Source organism: Nocardia albiluteola (assembly GCF_018860155.1).
GTDB classification, from domain to species: Bacteria; Actinomycetota; Actinomycetes; order Mycobacteriales; family Mycobacteriaceae; genus Nocardia; species Nocardia albiluteola.
On record NZ_JAHKNI010000010.1, the window covers coordinates 131769 to 147645 of the forward strand.

Annotated in this window: 14 protein-coding genes; 3 read left to right on the top strand and 11 right to left on the bottom strand. The window is 69.1% G+C overall.

All coding sequences use genetic code 11. The annotated features are described in order from the left end of the window. Nucleotides 1-28: 28 nt before the first annotated feature. The 5 genes from KO481_RS27665 to KO481_RS27685 all read right to left on the bottom strand — a co-directional run bounded on the left by KO481_RS27665 (nucleotide 29) and on the right by KO481_RS27685 (nucleotide 6576). Complete coding sequence (locus KO481_RS27665; protein ID WP_215921318.1) at nucleotides 29-2350, bottom strand: WXG100-like domain-containing protein; 2322 nt, start codon at nucleotides 2348-2350, stop codon at nucleotides 29-31. Between the two features lie 11 nt (nucleotides 2351-2361). Continuing rightward, nucleotides 2362-2691 (bottom strand): hypothetical protein, encoded by a 330-nt coding sequence (locus tag KO481_RS27670; RefSeq protein WP_215921320.1) that lies wholly within the window; start codon nucleotides 2689-2691, stop codon nucleotides 2362-2364. A 262-nt stretch (nucleotides 2692-2953) separates the two neighbouring features. Further along, complete coding sequence (locus KO481_RS27675; RefSeq protein WP_215921321.1) at nucleotides 2954-3262, bottom strand: hypothetical protein; 309 nt, start codon at nucleotides 3260-3262, stop codon at nucleotides 2954-2956. Between the two features lie 9 nt (nucleotides 3263-3271). Then, on the bottom strand, nucleotides 3272-3739 hold the full coding sequence (locus tag KO481_RS27680) for a YbaB/EbfC family nucleoid-associated protein (RefSeq protein ID WP_215921322.1): 468 nt from the start codon (nucleotides 3737-3739) through the stop codon (nucleotides 3272-3274). 143 nt (nucleotides 3740-3882) lie between these two features. Then, nucleotides 3883-6576 carry a WXG100-like domain-containing protein gene (locus KO481_RS27685; protein WP_215921323.1) on the bottom strand — a complete coding sequence of 898 codons (2694 nt, stop codon included), beginning with the start codon at nucleotides 6574-6576 and terminating at the stop codon, nucleotides 3883-3885. 163 nt (nucleotides 6577-6739) lie between these two features. Here KO481_RS27685 and KO481_RS27690 point away from each other — a divergent pair, with 163 nt between their 5' ends. Then, nucleotides 6740-8200: a sensor histidine kinase gene (locus tag KO481_RS27690; RefSeq protein ID WP_308166805.1), complete on the top strand. Its 1461-nt coding sequence runs from the start codon at nucleotides 6740-6742 to the stop codon at nucleotides 8198-8200. Here the strand turns inward: KO481_RS27690 and KO481_RS27695 are convergent. The 3 genes from KO481_RS27695 to KO481_RS27705 form a co-directional block, all read right to left on the bottom strand. Beyond that, nucleotides 8114-8836 (bottom strand): response regulator transcription factor, encoded by a 723-nt coding sequence (locus KO481_RS27695; protein ID WP_215921324.1) that lies wholly within the window; start codon nucleotides 8834-8836, stop codon nucleotides 8114-8116. The genes KO481_RS27690 and KO481_RS27695 overlap by 87 nt on opposite strands. A gap of 59 nt (nucleotides 8837-8895) precedes the next feature. Beyond that, the gene (locus KO481_RS27700; protein WP_215921326.1) at nucleotides 8896-9090 is read right to left on the bottom strand and encodes a hypothetical protein; all 195 of its coding nucleotides are present in this window, start codon (nucleotides 9088-9090) and stop codon (nucleotides 8896-8898) included. Between the two features lie 549 nt (nucleotides 9091-9639). Then, a complete protein-coding gene (locus KO481_RS27705; protein WP_215921328.1) occupies nucleotides 9640-10764 on the bottom strand; it encodes an epoxide hydrolase family protein in 1125 nt (374 codons plus the stop codon). Nucleotides 10765-10876: 112 nt separating this feature from the next. Here KO481_RS27705 and KO481_RS27710 point away from each other — a divergent pair, with 112 nt between their 5' ends. After that, nucleotides 10877-11863 (top strand): helix-turn-helix transcriptional regulator, encoded by a 987-nt coding sequence (locus KO481_RS27710; protein WP_215921330.1) that lies wholly within the window; start codon nucleotides 10877-10879, stop codon nucleotides 11861-11863. 55 nt (nucleotides 11864-11918) lie between these two features. Further along, nucleotides 11919-13448, top strand: a complete 1530-nt coding sequence (locus tag KO481_RS27715) for a multicopper oxidase family protein (RefSeq protein ID WP_215921332.1) — start codon at nucleotides 11919-11921, stop codon at nucleotides 13446-13448. On the opposite strand, the gene KO481_RS27720 is transcribed toward KO481_RS27715, so the two are convergent. From KO481_RS27720 to KO481_RS27730, 3 genes are all read right to left on the bottom strand, one after another. Next, the gene (locus tag KO481_RS27720) at nucleotides 13449-14450 is read right to left on the bottom strand and encodes an LLM class flavin-dependent oxidoreductase (RefSeq protein ID WP_215921334.1); all 1002 of its coding nucleotides are present in this window, start codon (nucleotides 14448-14450) and stop codon (nucleotides 13449-13451) included. A gap of 111 nt (nucleotides 14451-14561) precedes the next feature. After that, nucleotides 14562-15440, bottom strand: a complete 879-nt coding sequence (locus tag KO481_RS27725) for an SGNH/GDSL hydrolase family protein (RefSeq protein ID WP_215921336.1) — start codon at nucleotides 15438-15440, stop codon at nucleotides 14562-14564. Nucleotides 15441-15568: 128 nt separating this feature from the next. Next, nucleotides 15569-15877, bottom strand: a complete 309-nt coding sequence (locus tag KO481_RS27730; protein ID WP_215921338.1) for a hypothetical protein — start codon at nucleotides 15875-15877, stop codon at nucleotides 15569-15571.

Below are 15877 nucleotides of genomic sequence, written 5' to 3' on the forward strand. Positions count from 1 at the left end.
CTTTCCGTCCCGATCACCGCGCCGACCGCTACCCGCCGTCGGGACCCGACGCGCCATCGCTCGGTCCCGTTGCGCCCCCGCTCCAATCGGACGGGTCCAGCCAGAAGTCGGGAGACGGCGCCGATTCGGGCTGAAAGGGTATATCCGCGGGGGCGGGGAAAAACCTTGGCGTATTGGGCAATTCCCATCCGGTGGGCCAAGGCGTCGGTTTCGGGGTCGCGATCGGCTCGTCCTGCGGCGGTGGTGGCGACGGCGTCGGCCGGGTCGGTACGCCCGTGCGGGGCGCGGGATTCTGCGGCGGTCGCGGCGGAGACTGTGGCGGCGGCTGCGACGTGATCGCCGACTGTCCCGGGGTCTGCTGCTCGGTACGCACAGGTGCATCATGCTGTGGCGCAGTGGATCCCAGACCGAACGCCTGGTCGAGCCGGGCCGAGAAATCCGACGTGTGGTGATCGACCTGAGCCTGCACGTGCGCCGGCAACTCCACCCGCGGAGCGGTGCCGGACGGCGGTTGACGCTGCGGATTGCCCCGCTGCTGGGGCTGATTCACCGGCGAGGACTGCTCGCGTGGGCGCGGCGTATTCTGCGGAGTCGACATCTGCTGTGGCACAGTCTGTTCCGTCGTGCCCCGCGGAGGCGACTGTGGTGCGATCTCGAACTGGCCCGGAGAGTGCGGCTCGGTGTGCACGGTGGCATCGTGCTGCGTCGCACCGGGACCCAGGCCGAACGCCCGGTCGAGCTCCCCCGAAAAATCCGACGTGTTGTGATCGACCTGAGCCTGCACGTGCGCCGGCAACTCCACCTGCGGAGCCCTGCCTGACGACGGTACATCCTGCTGATGCGGCTGCGGCACCGAAGACGACTGCTCGGATTGGTGGGGCACGCTCTGCTGAGACGATGTCGCCTGCGGCGCAGACTGTTCCGTAATGGGCAGCGGCCGCAGCTGAGACTGCTGTGAGATGTCCGGCTGATGCTGCGACTGCTGCGGCGCATCCTGATGGGACGACATCACCTGCGGCGCAGACTGTTCCGTCGCGAACCGCGACCGAGGCTGCGGTGTGAGCTGCGGCCAAGGCCGAGACTGCTGCGACGCGGCCTGATCCGTCGTGGTCTGCGCTTGCGCCGGGGGCGCCTGTGGATCGTCGTGACCCGGCCGGTGCGTCAGATCGTTCAGGGGAATGTCATCGGCGGGCCTAAATGCCGCGCCGTCGTTGAACTGGTCGAGGCGCAACTTGCCCCCGAAGTTGATCTCCCCCTTGGCGCCACCCGCGATCGCGCCCGCGATGGCGCCGGAGGACAGCGGCTGAAACCCCCAGTTGCTGCTCAGGTTCTGGCCGAAATTCGTTCCGGTGATCGCGGAGTAGGCACCGGTCCCGGCCACGTAACCCGCCATCGCGCCCGCCATGCCGGACAGCCCGCCCGACACCGCCCCCTCGACGAATGCCCTGGTCGAGCGGGGCCTGATGGTCTGGGTGACGGTCGCGGAGAAGTCGCCGTGAAACATGCCGGAGAGCGAGGGACGCGCGAAGCTCAGTTCGGGGGTGGTGAGGTCCTTCTTCGTGAGCAGGTCGGTGATATCCGGCAGATGGAAATGATCGGTGAATTTGCCTATGCCCTTGACGATTCCCTTGCCCGCGAGATCCGCGATCGGCAGCCCGCCGGCCGCACCCGCCGCCGCGCTCGAGATCGCGGTGATGGCGAGCTGTGTCCCATCGATGCCCTTGCGGTGCCCGGCGCCGACCTGCCCGGCCTGGATGAGGAGGTCCTGCGCCGTACCCAGAAACGTGGACATCGCCACGTGCCGGACCAGGAACCTGCTCAGTGTCTCGCCGAACTTTCCGAACACCTCGCCCAGAACCCGGCCGAGCAGGCGCTCGATCGCGCCGATCGACCTGTCGTACACGACGCGCAGCACCGCACGGATGCCCGCGATCGCCGCCGCCTCCATCGCGGGCGCCGTGGGCGGGAAGACCCAGGCCAGCATGATCTCCACGGCCAGGTCGGCCAGCGAGGTGATGATCATGATCTTCACGTACTGGATCTCGGTGCCCATGCCGTCCGCGGCATCGCCCATCTCGTCCAGCAGCTTCGCCAGATCCGTCAGCGAGCCGTCGCCCTGGGCGATCTTGGTCAGCGCCGCGATGACGGCGTCGCGCCCGGCACCGGCACCATAGGCCTGCCCGGCCTGGGCGATGATGCCCTGCATCTCCGAAATCGGTTCCTGCAGCTGGTCGTGGGCGCTGTGCCAGTCCCGGCCCAGCGCCCACATCTGGTCCTCGTCACCCTGCGGCCACGCCGACCCGGCCACATAGCCGAGCCACTGCAGCTCGGGCGGCATGTACAGCGACATCGCGCGATCCGTCAGGCGGACAGACCGGCAGCCGAGATCGTGTCCTGTCCCTGGAGCGCGGCCGCGGCCGCCACCATCCCATCGGCATAGTCCTGGACCGCCGCGGTCAGGGTGTTCAGGCCCTGCAGCAGGCCCGCGCTGCCGGACTGATACCCCGGATTCTTGCCGTCACCGGTGTAGAAGGTGCTGCCGTAACTGTCGTCCCCCCACGGCGTCCCGGCCACCGACAGCACATTCGGAAGTGTCGCATTCACCTGCGACACCTGCTGGTACACCTGCAGCAACCGATTGCCGGCATCGCGCAGCAGACCCGGATCCACCTCGATACGATCGGTCACCACGCGCCTCTCTTCCCCTGGATTACCCAGTGACGATCGCATGCGCACGATCCGGCGGCCAGCTCCCCGGCACCGGTTTGATGGGACCCTGATGCGCTGTGTCGAGAGGCATTTCACACTTTGCCGGGCCTGGATGCGCGCCCGGCGGGATAGCCGCTGATCACCGACCGGCGACCGACCGGCGACCGATATCTCGTTGCACGCCAGTTACTTACGCTATTTTGACGACTCGGTGGACATCCGGCCCGGGCCGTCGGCGCACCGGTTACGCGCTTCCGGCGTCCGCGGCGGACAGCTCGTCGGCGGCCTGCACCTGCCCCTGCGCGATGGAGTCGAAGGTAGTGCCCATATCGGAGACAGCGGACAGCACATTCTTGCTGACGGCGACGTATCCCTTGTCGCCGTTGGCGAATTTGTCACCGAACGAGTCCTTGCCCCAGGGACTTCCCTTGGCGTTCAGGGACGCTTGGAGGTTGGCAAATACCTGGGCGATGTTGTCCTTGATGGCGCCGCTGTCCTGCGCGGCGGCGCGCAGCAGGCTCGGGTCGAGCTGAACCGCGGAGGGGCTGGTCATCGTCGTCACTCAGTCTTCCCGGTCGGAGATCCACGATCGAAATCCGTCCTCGTCGTCGTGATGGGTGGCATCCGCCGGCGGCGGTTCCTTGGGCGCGGGCGGTGCGACCGGCAGGAAGTCCTCCAGATCCGGTGCGCCCTCAACGAATTCGGAGAGCTTGGGCAGCCTCGACTTGCGCTCCATCAGCGGCTGCATGAGTTCGCGGCTGCGGCGCAGCACTCCTTCGGTGGCGGCCTGCGCTGCGGCGGTAACGTATTCGGCGATCTCGTCGTAGCTCAGGTCTGAGATATCGTCGCTGAAGCGGGTCTCCACGACCATGCCGTCGGCGTTGACCGTGACCTGAATCCGCTTCTCACCGACCGATGCGGTGGCCGTCAGCAACGAGCGCTGCTGCTGCAGTTCAGCGATCCCGCGAAGCTGATCCTGTAATCCATCGAGCATCGTCGCCATATTGGCCGCCAGTCGCTCGTTGACCATCACACCTCCACCGTCGTCTCCGCCAGTCCAGCTCATCGCATCGCGGTGAATTTGCCGTGGCGCACAAGGAAATCTGAAGCGACATCCGTTCAATTTCCCGTCATCGCCACGCACGTACCGGTTGTGCCCGGCCGGTCACGTCGCTACCTGTTGTTGCCGCCGAGGTTGAAGGGCACGTCCACCGTCGAAATGCCCGCTCGGATATCCTTTTCGGTGCCATTGGGATTCGTGCCGCCGGGGTTGGTGCCCGTCGGATTCGTGCCCGTGGGATCGGTCCCGCCGGGATTGGTACCCGACGGGTCGGTTCCGGTGGGATTGGTACCCGACGGATTCGTGCCGTTCGGATTGGTCCCGTTGGGGTTGCTCCCATTGGGATCGGTCCCGTTCGGGTTGTTCCCGCTCGGATTCGTCCCCGAGGGATTCTCGCCCGAGCCCGTGGCGCCGGAGCCGGTGGCACCGGAAGGCGGTCCGCCGGCACCCGTGGCGTCCGGGCCCGTCGCGCCCGGCAACCAGTCCGCGGCACTCGGCGCCTTGGGCGCCTCGAAGGGACCCGGTAGGGGCGCCCACTCCGGTTCCCGCTTGGGGCGGGTCTTGCCCTTCATGTCGGTTGCCTTGCCCAAGAAGGGTTCCGGCCGTTCCGCGGCGCCGCCGGCGCGCTGATTCTCCGGCTGCCCCTCCGCCCCGGGAGCACCGCCGCGAGCCGTCCCGGCCTGCTCGCCCGGCGGACCGCCTCGCACCGGCCCGACCTGCTCCTGCTCCCCGCCGACGCCGCCGCGCCCGCCGTTGCTCTCCCCACCTACGGATCCCCGGATCGACGACCCTTCGGACGAGGAATCATCCATGTTCAGGAAGGACCGCCCCGGCCGGCCACCGCCCCCGAACTGTCCCTCCTCCCCGACCGAACTGCCACGCACCCCACCGCCCACGCTCTCGTTGCCCTGCCCCGCCACGCCACTGCGGATCCCCGTGGTCGACGAATCCCCCTGGGCCGCATCGTTTCCGCCGGGGCGAATGTTTTCCTGCAGCCCCTCCGTCGCGCCCCCGCCGCGGTTGGGCGGCGTCCATCCGCCGTCCACCGAGGACTGGAACGAATTGGGCGGCTCGGTCGAGCGGGCGGGCGGCTCCACGGTGGGCCGGATCCCCGCCGGGGGCACCTCCTCGGAACCGCCTCCCGCGTGGTTGAAGTAGTAGCTCAGGATGGAGTCGCGCGAGCCGCCCTCGGACCCCTGCTCGGACGGGCCGACCGACCTGCCGTCGTGTCCGAACGATTGCGCCGAGTCGGTCTCGTTGCTTCCGTGGCTGTAGATCGAGGAGTGGTCGTCCATGTTCAAGAACGACCGCCCGCCCTGCATGCCCCGGCCACCGCCGCCGACCGAGGAGTTGTCGTCCAGGAAGGTTCCGCCGCCTCGATTTCCGCCGTTGACAGACGAGGAATCATCCAGAAACGCCCCACCTCCCCGCCCGCCGGTGTTGAGCGACGAGCCATCCGAAATCGACCCGCCGCCTCGACTACCGCTGTTGATAGACGAAGCGTCATCCAGAAATGTTCCGCCGCCGCGGTTCCCACCGCCGATCGACGACGCATCATCCAAAGACACACCGCCACCACGATTTCCACCGCTCACCGACGACGCATCATCCAAAAACGTTCCACCAGCCCTATTACCGCCCCCGGCACCCGCGTTCTCCGTACCGCCACCCGCGTTCTCGGTGGGCGGGGCCGCGGCCGGGCGGGACGTGCGGCTCACCTTGTTGGTCGTGGAGAAGTTGTTCTGTTTCATCCACGCCGAAGCCCGGATATCGCCCTCCGTGGCCGGCGTGTTCTTCACGAAGGTGCCTCGCGCGGCGCCGACGATGCCGCCCCGCGCCATGCCGCCGACCCAGCCCGCGGGCGAGGTGAATGCCGAGGGGCCGTAGGCCGCCGCCGCGACCATGTCGCCGAACAGCGAGCTGGTCGCGCCGGAGATCACGCCGATGGCTCCGCCCCGGATCACCGCACCGGCCGGGTAGGTCCAGGAACCCAGCGGAATGTTCATCTTCTTCAGCTCGTTGCCGAAGAGCTTGTCGATCCCGTTGCCCGCGTACCGGGCCATCTCGCGCCCGGGGATCGAGCCCGCGACCGAGGCGCCGATCGACACCCCGAATTCCTTCCAGTCGAATCCGTGGCGCTTCCCCGCCGCGATCTGCCCCACCTGTACCGCACCGTCCATGGCCGCCGACATGGCGGCGCCCTCCATCGCCTTGACCGCGTACACGCCGAAACCCTTGGCGCTGGGCGCGATCAGCTTGCCGCCGGTGACGAGTTCCTTCCAGAAGTAGCGGTTCTTCATCGTCGACGCGCCGAGATTGCCGGCCAGGCGCTCGATAGCGTTCTGGATGTAGTCCTCGACGGCCTTCAGGAACGACCGGGTGGTCGCGATGCCGGCCGCCTCCGCGGCCGGTGCGGTCGGCGGGAACAACCACGCCCAGGCGATCTCCATCGCCAGCCAGCACAGCGAGGCGATGATGGTGATCTTGGTCGCCTGCAGCTGAGTCCCCATGTCGAAGGTGGACTCGTAGACCGCATTCAACGTCTCGGCGAGCGCCTTGACCGAATGGTCGCCCTCGATCAGCTGATCGAAATGCGCACCCATGGCATCGGCGCCCGCACCCTCGGTGTACGCCCGCTCGGTGTCCTGTTTGGCCTTCAGGACCAAGGGCTCCTGGTTGGTCAGCGCGGCGGCGGCGGCCTTCCAGTCGTCCGCGATGGCCCACATGCCGTCTTCATCGCCGTCGGGCCAGCTGCTCCCGGCGACCCATCCCAGCCAGCGCAGCTCCGGTGGCAGGTACAGACCCATCTCCCCACGACACCGCACGCGAGTGAATCCCCCATGACCCACAAGGAAATTCGACGAGACCAGGCGTTGATCGCTCAGCGCGGCGAGCGCACCAGGGCCGCATCCCTGAGAACACGCTGAGATCGATGCGGCCGGCGCGGACGACGCAGGCCATGATGGGTGGGTGCGCAGACTTCCGGCCTGGTTGCGACCCTCGCGGTGGGGGTTGCGGATCCGGTCCGCGGTGGTGGCCGCGCTCGTCGTAGGCGTGGTCCTGTTGGCCGCGGCCGCGGCGATGCTGGCGCTGCTGCGTCACTCGCTCGTGCGGGAGGTCGAGGTCGCCGCCGATACGCGGGCCGGGCAGATCGCCGACGAGTTGCAGCGCGGCGACGGCGACCAGGTGCCCGACGGTCTGCTGGCCACCGACGGCGGCGTGAGCGCGGTGCAGGTGATCGCCGCGGACGGGCGCATGGCGTGGACGTCCTCCCCGAAGCTGCGCGCCCCGCTGGCCCCGCTCCCCGTGCCCGCCCGCGCGCTCGGACTGCATGCCGCCCAGGACTACGACGGGGATCTGCGCGTGGCCGCGCGCACCGTGGACACCACGTCCGGGACCTATACGATCCTCGTTGCCGCCGACACCGAGCCGAGCGAGCACGCGCTGGCCGAGGTCGCGGCGCTGCTGGCGATGGGCGGTCCGGTGGTCGTACTCACCGCGGCCGCCGCGACCTATCTCCTGGTCGGAAGGTCGCTGCGATCGGTGGAGGCGATCCGCGCCCGGGTCGCCCGGATCGAGGCAACGGGGCTGGCGCAGCGGGTTCCGGTGCCCGTGGCGCGGGACGAGATCGCCTGGCTGGCCGAGACCATGAACGAGATGCTGGCGCGGGTCGAGGCCGGGCATCAGGCCCAGCGGCGCTTCGTCGGGGACGCCTCGCACGAGTTGCGCAGCCCGCTGGCGACCATCACCGCCGCGCTGGAGCTGGCCCGCGACCGCCCGCAGGCCCTGGACCGCGACCTGATCGAGGGCACCCTGCTGCCCGAGACCGGCCGCATGCGGCATCTCATCGAGGATCTGCTGACCCTGGCCGCCGCCGACGAGCACGGCCTCGAACTGCGCATCGGCGAGGTGGATCTCGACGACCTCGCCGGCTCCGAGGCCGCCATGCTGCGCCTGCGCGGCGACGTCGAGGTACAGACCACGATCGCGGCGGTCCGGGTGATCGGCGACCGCGCGAAACTGGCCCGGGCACTGCGCAACATCGCCGACAATGCCGCCGCGCACGCGCGGTCCAAGGTCTCGATCGGCGTGGAGTTCGCCGAATCATCCACTGCCGCCCGGCCTTCCGGCGATGCGCCGCGCCCCGATGCCGCCGCGGGATTCGCCCGCATCACCGTCGACGACGACGGCCCGGGCATTCCGCCCGACGAGCGGCAGCGGGTGTTCGACCGGTTCGTACGACTCGAGGCCGACCGGGCGCGCAGCAGCGGCGGATCCGGTCTCGGGCTGGCGATCGTGGCCGAAATCGTCGCCGCGCACGGCGGCTCGGTGACCGTCGGCGAATCACGCTGGGGCGGGGCCCGTTTCGTCGTGCGACTGCCCGTCACCGGTCCCGTCGGGGTCCAGCAGCCGGTAGCCGACCCCGCGTAGGGTCTCGATGCTGCTGCGGCCGAAGGGGGTATCGATCTTCTTGCGCAGGTAGCCGACGTAGACCTCGACCACGTTCTCCGGGCCGTCGTAATGCACATCCCAGACGTTGCGCAGGATCTCGGACTTGGTCAGGACATTTCCCTTGTGCCGCAACAGGAATTCCAGCAGGCCGAACTCCCGGGGGGTGAGCGTCAGGGCCACGTCGCCGCGGTGCACGGCGCGCCGCGGGGGATCCAGCACCAGATCCCCCGCCCGCAGGCGCGTGGGCTGCTGCGGGGCGCGCCGGCGCAGCAGCGCGCGCAGGCGGGCGATCAGCACCACGAAGGAGAACGGTTTGGTCAGGTAGTCGTCCGCGCCCATGTCCAGGGCGTCGACCTGGTCGTAGTCGCCGTCCTTGGCGGTGAGCATCAGCACCGGGGTCTGCACGTCGCGTTCGCGCAGCCTGCGCAGCACCTCGTAGCCGGACAGGCCCGGCAGCATGATGTCCAGCACGATCACATCGAAGTCGTGCTCGAGCGCCCACCACAGGCCGTCGGTGCCGGTCCCGGCGAGCTGCACCAGGAATCCCTCCAGCTCGAGACCCCGCCGTAGGGTCTGCGCCAACCGCGGCTCGTCCTCGACCACCAGCACCCGCACCGCACCAGCATGCAACATCGCGCCGGCGAGCGGCGCGGCGCCACCCCGATCGCGTCGGGTCAGGCGCGGCCGCGGCCCGTGGCCTGGTCGTACCACCGGTCGGGAATCGACCAGTCCCAGAACTCCGCCACCGGCTCCTGCTCGGGCTGCCGACGCTCGCGCATATATTCGCCGTAGACCTCGGCCGCGCCGAGGGATCCGCCCAGGGCGATGAGCCCGCACATGATGTGGTGCCACACATCGGCTCTCGACATGCGCCGTCGCATCGAAACCTCCTGACCGGCCGGTCGCCCACTTGCGCGCGCCACCGTCGTCCCCGAATCGTTCACCCGGTCCGGCCGGTACGCGCCGCGTCGATCTTGACCCGTGCGTGCGGCCGGAGGGGGCGCTTTCGCGGAATTACCCGTTCAGCGAGGGTTCACACCTGCGTGTGCGTCGATCTCGGACGGCGAGCGGGCGGGCTCGCAACTGCCCGCCCACTCGCCGCCGCGGCTACAGGGCCAGCAGGCTGCTCCCGAGGCTCAGGACACTGCTGCCGGCGCTGAGAACCGTGCTGAGGATGCTCGGGAGATTTGCGGTGTTCATGTGAGTTTTCCAATCGATGCATCGAAGTGTGTGACGGGCACCGGACGGTATCGAATCCATCGGCGAGCGCACAGTATCGACTTTTCCAGGTCATGCACCGTTCACGAATCCCCAACGGTGGGATGCGATCCGGACCGTTCGGGTGTATGCCGAGGCGTGCGATTACCGCGGCGGCGTGGCCCGTTCCGGGTCACGCCGCCGCGAGGTCCCGCCGTGAATTATTTCAGCGGCCCGAAGAATTCCCGCAGGTCCCCGGCCAGCACCTCGGGCGCCTCCATGGCCGGAAAGTGCAGGCCGCGTTCGAATTCGCTCCAATGGGCATCCGGTGCCGCCGGAACGACGCGGCGTGCCGTCTCATCCGCGCCGAAGACCGCGAAACCCTGCGGCACCGGCCCAGGCGCCCCCCACTCCGAAGAGTGCGCCTGATCGTAGAGGGTGTGCGCGGCACTGGCTCCCGCGCCGGTGAACCAGTACAGGCTCACCGTGGCCAGCAGCTGGTCGCGGTCGATGGGCAGATCGGTCCACGCCTCGAACTTCTCCGCGATCCAGACCAGTTGCAGCAGTGGCGAATCCACCAGGCCGTAGCCGATGGTCTGCGGACGGCTGTTCTGGATGGCGAGGTACCCCGAACCGGCGGTGGTGAACTCGTTCATCCGGGTCAGGATCAGCTTGTCCACCGGATCCTCCGGGTCGAGCCGATCGACCATGCCCGGCAGGAAGGTCGCGACATTCGCCGCGGTCAGCGGGTCGGTGACGGTGTGGATGCCCATCACATGGTCGGGGTCGAAACTCGCGACCATGCCGGACACGCCCGCCCCGACATCGCCGCCGTGCACGCCGTAGCGCTTGTATCCCAGGCGGCGCATCAGCTCCATCCAGGCCCGCGCGGTGCGGCCCATCGCCCACCCGGTGGACGCGAGCGGGGTGGAGAATCCGTAGCCCGGCAGCGACGGGGCCACCACATGGAAGGCCTGGCCCTGCGCCGGGTTCACCAGCGGCTCGATCAGATGCAGGAACTCCGCGACCGAACTCGGGTATCCGTGCGTGATCAGCAGCGGCTTCGCATCCTGATGCGTCGAGCGCACGTGCAGGAAATGGAGCTGCTGGCCGTCGATCTCGGTGAGGAACTGCGGAAACTCGTTGAGCTCGGCCTCACGGGCGCGCCAATCGAACTCCGAACGCCAGTACTGCGCCAGGTCTTTCAGATCATCGATCGGCATTCCCCGCTCCGCGCCGATGCCCGGCAGGGGCGCGGGCCAGCGCGCACCGTCGAGGCGGTCGTGCAGGGAGTTCAACTCGGACTGCGGGATGTCGATGCGGAAGGGGCGGATCTGGTCGTTCATGGGGTGGTCCTTTGCCCTGGATCGGTATCGGCCAGCTGATTTTTCGCTGATTCCAGCAAGTTAGAGGCAATTGCGGAAAGGTTCTTTCCGCAATCGGAGATAATCTCGAGAAATGCTGGAAACCTCCGCTCGACTCCTGCGCCTGCTGTCCCTGCTGCAGGCACGGCCCTACTGGACCGGCCGCGAGCTGGCGGACCGGCTCGAGGTCACTACCCGCACCATCCGCAACGACATCGACCGGCTGCGCGAGCTCGGGTATCCGGTCGACGCCCGTCCCGGCGTCGACGGCGGCTACCGGCTCGGCGTGGGCAGCGCGCTGCCGCCGCTACTGCTGGACGATGCGGAGGCGGTCGCGGTGGCGGTCGGATTGCGCACCGCCGCAACGACATCGATCGCGGGCATCGAGGAGGCCTCGGTCCGGGCGCTGACCAAACTGGAACAGATTTTGCCCTCGCGACTTCGCCACCGCGTCAACGGATTCCGCTCGCACGTGCTGGCGATGCCCGTGCGCGGCCCGCTCGCGGACCCGAACACGCTCACGGCCATCGCCGCGGCCTGCCGCGACCGCGAGACACTGCGCTTCGACTACCAGGCCCACTCCGGATCCGAGAGCCGGCGCATCGTCGAGCCGTATCGCCTCGTCAACGATCGGCAACGCTGGTATCTGTTCGCCTGGGACACCGACCGCGGCGACTGGCGTACCTTCCGGGTCGACCGGATCCAGCCACGCACGCCCACCGGTCCGCGGTTCACACCTCGGAAGTTACCGCCAGACCGGGAGATCACCACGCGGCTGCGCCAGGCCATCGGCCAGGCCACCTGGCGCTATCGAGCCCGGATCATCGTGCACGCACCCGCCGAGTACGTCCGCGGCCGCCTGCCGATCCCCATGGAGGTGCAGGACCTCGGCCCGGACCGCTGTGCGTTCGAACCCGGTTCGGACCACGCCCAGATGCTCGCCCTCTATCTCGGCCTGCTCGACGCCGATTTCGAGGTCGAGGATTCACCCGAGCTCGTGGCGGCGCTTCGCACCCTCATCGCGCGCTATCAACTGGCGGTCGATCGGCAAACTGCTGCTCACGGCACCGAAAATGTGTGATACCCCACGGGGGTAATTACGTGAATCCGGGCGGATCGCGACTAGGCTGGCCACCATGGTGGATCATTTCCCGCTGTCCCGCCGCGGATTCCTCGGCCTCGGCGCCGGTGCGGCGCTCACCCTCGCCGCGTGCTCGACCGGATCGTCCGGGCGTAGTCCCGTGCTACCCGATTCGCCCGCGGTCGCCGCGGCCGAGCGGGCCCGCCGAGCGCCCGGCGCGGCCGTGCGTGAGGTCGCGTTGCGGGCCGAGCCCGCGACCGTCGACCTCGGCGGCGTCCAGGCCGCCACCTGGGTTTTCGACGGGCAACTGCCCGGACGGGAGATTCGCGTGCGCCGCGGCGAGGTGCTGCGCGCCCGGGTCACCAACGCCCTGCCCGCGCCCACGACCGCACACTGGCACGGCATCGCGCTGCGCAACGATATGGACGGCGTCCCCGACCTCACCGGGCCCGCGATCGCTCCCGGCGGCCGCTTCGACTACGAATTCACCGTGCCGGACGCGGGCACCTACTGGTTCCACTCCCACGTCGGCGTCCAGCTCGATCGCGGGCTCTACGCGCCGCTGATCGTCGAGGATCCCGCGGACGGCTCGGACTACGACCTGGAAGCCGTTGTGGTACTCGATGATTGGCTCGACGGCATCAACGGCCGCGATCCCGACCGGGAGCTGAGCGCGCTGCGAGCCAAAGGCATGGCAGGAATGGACATGTCCGGCGGATCGATGGGCGGCATGAGGATGGGCACCGGCGCGATGTCGATGCCCGCGGATCCGAACGCCCCGCTCGGCTCCGACGCCGGGGACGTCAAGGACTACCCGTACTACCTGATCAACGGCCGGATCGGCGCCGATCCACAGACCATCGCCGCGCGTGCGGGCCAGCGCATCCGGCTGCGAATCATCAACGCGGGCGCCGATACCGCCTTCCGCGTCGCGGTCGGCGGCCATCGGATGCGCGTCACCCACACCGACGGCTTCCCGGTCGTGCCCGTCGACACCGACAGCGTGCTGATCGGCATGGGCGAACGTTACGACGCGATAGTGGAACTCGGCGACGGCGTCTTCCCCCTCGTCGCCGCCGCGGAGGGCAAGTCCGGGCAGGGCTTCGCGCTCATCCGCACCGGCGGCGGCACACCGCCCCCGGCCGATGTGCGACCGCACGAGCTCGCCGTCGCCCCGCTGACCGCGGACCGGCTCACCGCCGCGGATTCGGTCCGGCTCCCCGAGCGCAAGCCCGCCGAAACCCTCGACCTGACACTGGGTTCGGACAAGACGAAGTACATCTGGACGATCAACGGCAAGACCTACGACCACCACGTCCCGGTGGATGTGACCGCGGGACAACGCATCCGGCTGCGCTTCGTGAACTCCTCGATGATGTTCCATCCGATGCACCTGCACGGCCACACCTTTGCGCTGGCGCTACCGGGCGGCACCGGACCGCGCAAGGACACCGCCGTCGTCGGGCCCATGCGGACCGTTGTCGCGGACCTCGACACCGTCAATCCCGGGCAGTGGATGCTGCACTGCCACAACGCATATCACGGCGAGGCCGGCATGATGACGGTGCTGTCGTACGTGAGCTGACTACCGCGCGGCCGCGGCGGCCACGGCCGCGCCGGTGAGCTCCACCGATCGGATGCGCTCGGAGATCTCGACGGCGTGGTGGGCCAGGATCAGCTCGTCCGCGCCGATCGCGCCGGCGAAATCGGTCAGGTACTCACGCACGTCCTCGCCGAGACCGACGGCCGTGTACTTGGTCATGGAGGCCAGGTGCGCCCCCTGGGGCGAGACCAGGAACGCGTCGATCTCCTCGTCGCTGAACTCGACGTCGGCGGCGCCGCGCCGGATGAAGGCCCGGGCCCGGTTGCGGTAGGCGACCGCCCGCTGCTGCGCGGCCCCCTCGTAGGTGTCGGCCGCGAAGACGTTGACCGCGGCCATCACATACGGCTCGTCCAGCTGCTCCGAGGGCCGGAAGCTCTCGCGGTACGCCTCGATCGCCCGATGCAACAGCTCCGGCGCGAAATGGGAGGCGAACGCATACGGCAGGCCGAGCTGGGCGGCCAGCTGGGCGCCGAACAGCGAGGACCCCAGGATGTACAGCGGCACAACGCCTTCCGCCCGCGGAACCGCCCGCACGCCCGGGATCCGTGAGTTCCCCGACAGATATCCCTGCAGCTCGAGCACATCCTGCGGGAACGAGTCCGCGGAGGCGTGGTCACGTCGCAGCGCCAGCATGGTCTTCTGGTCGCTGCCCGGCGCCCGGCCCAGGCCCAGGTCGATCCGGTCGGGGAACAGCGTCTCGAGGGTGCCGAACTGCTCGGCGATCACCAGCGGTGAATGGTTGGGCAGCATGATCCCGCCCGAACCGAGCCGGATGCTGTCGGTGTGCGCGGCGACATACCCGATGAGCACACTGGTCGCGCTGGAGGCGATCGTGCCCATGTTGTGGTGCTCGGCGTACCAGACCCGCCGATACCCGCTGCGCTCGGCCGCCCGGGCCAGATCGACACTGTTGGCGAGGCTGTCACGCGCCGTCTGACCCGGTGCGATCGAGGCGAGATCGAGGATGGACAGGGCCAGGGGCATGCGAGGCTACCTTTCGGGATCGGGTCTGCTCCTGAGTGGAACGTCCCGGCACGGCCCGCGCATTCCGTCCGTGACGGTGCCGCCCGCCACGGCTCGGCGCGGCCGGGTCCGCTACCGGCCCAGCGCGGCCAGCACGCTGCGCGCCTGCTGGTCGGCGCCGAGCTGATTGGGATGGAACGGCACCGCCGGGCCGAGCGGACTAACCGAGAACGGGATCAGCCCCTCGACCCAGCGGACGCCCGGCAGCCGGCAGGCATCGTGGCCGACGCTGTCGCGGTAGGTGTTCACGAACTGCACGCCCGTGTCGGCCGCGACCCCGGCCAGCATCGCATCCAGCTCGATCAGCTTGCGGCCGAGCCAGGCGGCATCGACGGGCGAGATCGGAATGATCGGGAAGCAACCGCCGGTGACGTCGATGCCCTCGAGATAGTCCACCAACAGGATCCGCGCGTGCGGCGATCGCGCCCGGATGCCCGCGATCGTCGCGCGCACCCTGGGCGCTGCCGCGGCGATCCGGGCCGACATCCGGTCGACCCCGCCGGGCACCCACTGGGCCTGGCACGGTGAGACCGCCGGATTCGGTGTCAGGCAGTCCTGTACGGCGGCGGCCAATCCCGCATCGTTGCCGCCGATCTCGAGCGTCACCAGATCGGTTGCGGGAGTCAGCCGATCGAACTGCGGAGGGTTTGCTCCACCGAGCGGGGCGTCCTGAGTGCCGGTCATGTCGCGGGTTTCCGCGCCGCCACAGGTGGCGTCCCGGAAGGTCGCCACCCGCAGCGCGGCCGCCACCTGTTTGGCATAGTCGTGGGCGCTCTGCACGCAGCCGCGCGGGACGTACTCGCCGCTCACCTGGCTCAACGTCGCATCGGCGGCCCACGAATCGCCCAGGGCGACATATTCATCGACCGGCGACGCGGCCGCCGCCGGACCTCCGGACCATCCGGCCACCATCGCCACACACACGATCACCAGCATCGACGCTCTACGCACTGCCCCTCCTGCACCCGCCGGGGCGAGCACGGCTGCTCACCCGGCAGCGAGGAACTTAACACCTGTCACTGTGCCGGTACAGCCCACCGTTCCAGGGTCTTCGCGCCGACTGCCACTGCGGCACTCGGTTATTCGCGCACCCATTCCCAGTCGTTGGGGTGGCCGTCGACCGCCGGGTCGTACAGCACGACGAACCGGAACTGCCGCGGCGCCGACAGCGGGAAGGGACCCACGCTGAGCTCCTCGGAGGTGTAGCGATCACTGCTCATCGTGCGCACCCAGGTCGGCGGGCCGCCACGCTGGGCGAGCCATTTCTGGTAGACCGCGCGAGAGGGTTTGGCGGCCATGATCACCGACATCAGCGGCAGCGCATCGAGTTGTTCGGTAGTCGAGACGAACCGCAGATCTCCGTCCGTATCGATCGTTCGCTCACCCAT

Coding starts and splice junctions, on each gene's coding strand:
- KO481_RS27665 (WP_215921318.1), bottom strand. CDS start 2,350: ATGTCGCTGTACATGCCGCCCGAGCTGCAGTGGCTCGGCTATGTGGCC.
- KO481_RS27675 (WP_215921321.1), bottom strand. CDS start 3,262: ATGACCAGCCCCTCCGCGGTTCAGCTCGACCCGAGCCTGCTGCGCGCC.
- KO481_RS27680 (WP_215921322.1), bottom strand. CDS start 3,739: ATGGTCAACGAGCGACTGGCGGCCAATATGGCGACGATGCTCGATGGA.
- KO481_RS27685 (WP_215921323.1), bottom strand. CDS start 6,576: ATGGGTCTGTACCTGCCACCGGAGCTGCGCTGGCTGGGATGGGTCGCC.
- KO481_RS27700 (WP_215921326.1), bottom strand. CDS start 9,090: ATGTCGAGAGCCGATGTGTGGCACCACATCATGTGCGGGCTCATCGCC.
- KO481_RS27705 (WP_215921328.1), bottom strand. CDS start 10,764: ATGAACGACCAGATCCGCCCCTTCCGCATCGACATCCCGCAGTCCGAG.
- KO481_RS27710 (WP_215921330.1), top strand. CDS start 10,877: ATGCTGGAAACCTCCGCTCGACTCCTGCGCCTGCTGTCCCTGCTGCAG.
- KO481_RS27715 (WP_215921332.1), top strand. CDS start 11,919: ATGGTGGATCATTTCCCGCTGTCCCGCCGCGGATTCCTCGGCCTCGGC.
- KO481_RS27720 (WP_215921334.1), bottom strand. CDS start 14,450: ATGCCCCTGGCCCTGTCCATCCTCGATCTCGCCTCGATCGCACCGGGT.
- KO481_RS27730 (WP_215921338.1), bottom strand. CDS start 15,877: ATGGGTGAGCGAACGATCGATACGGACGGAGATCTGCGGTTCGTCTCG.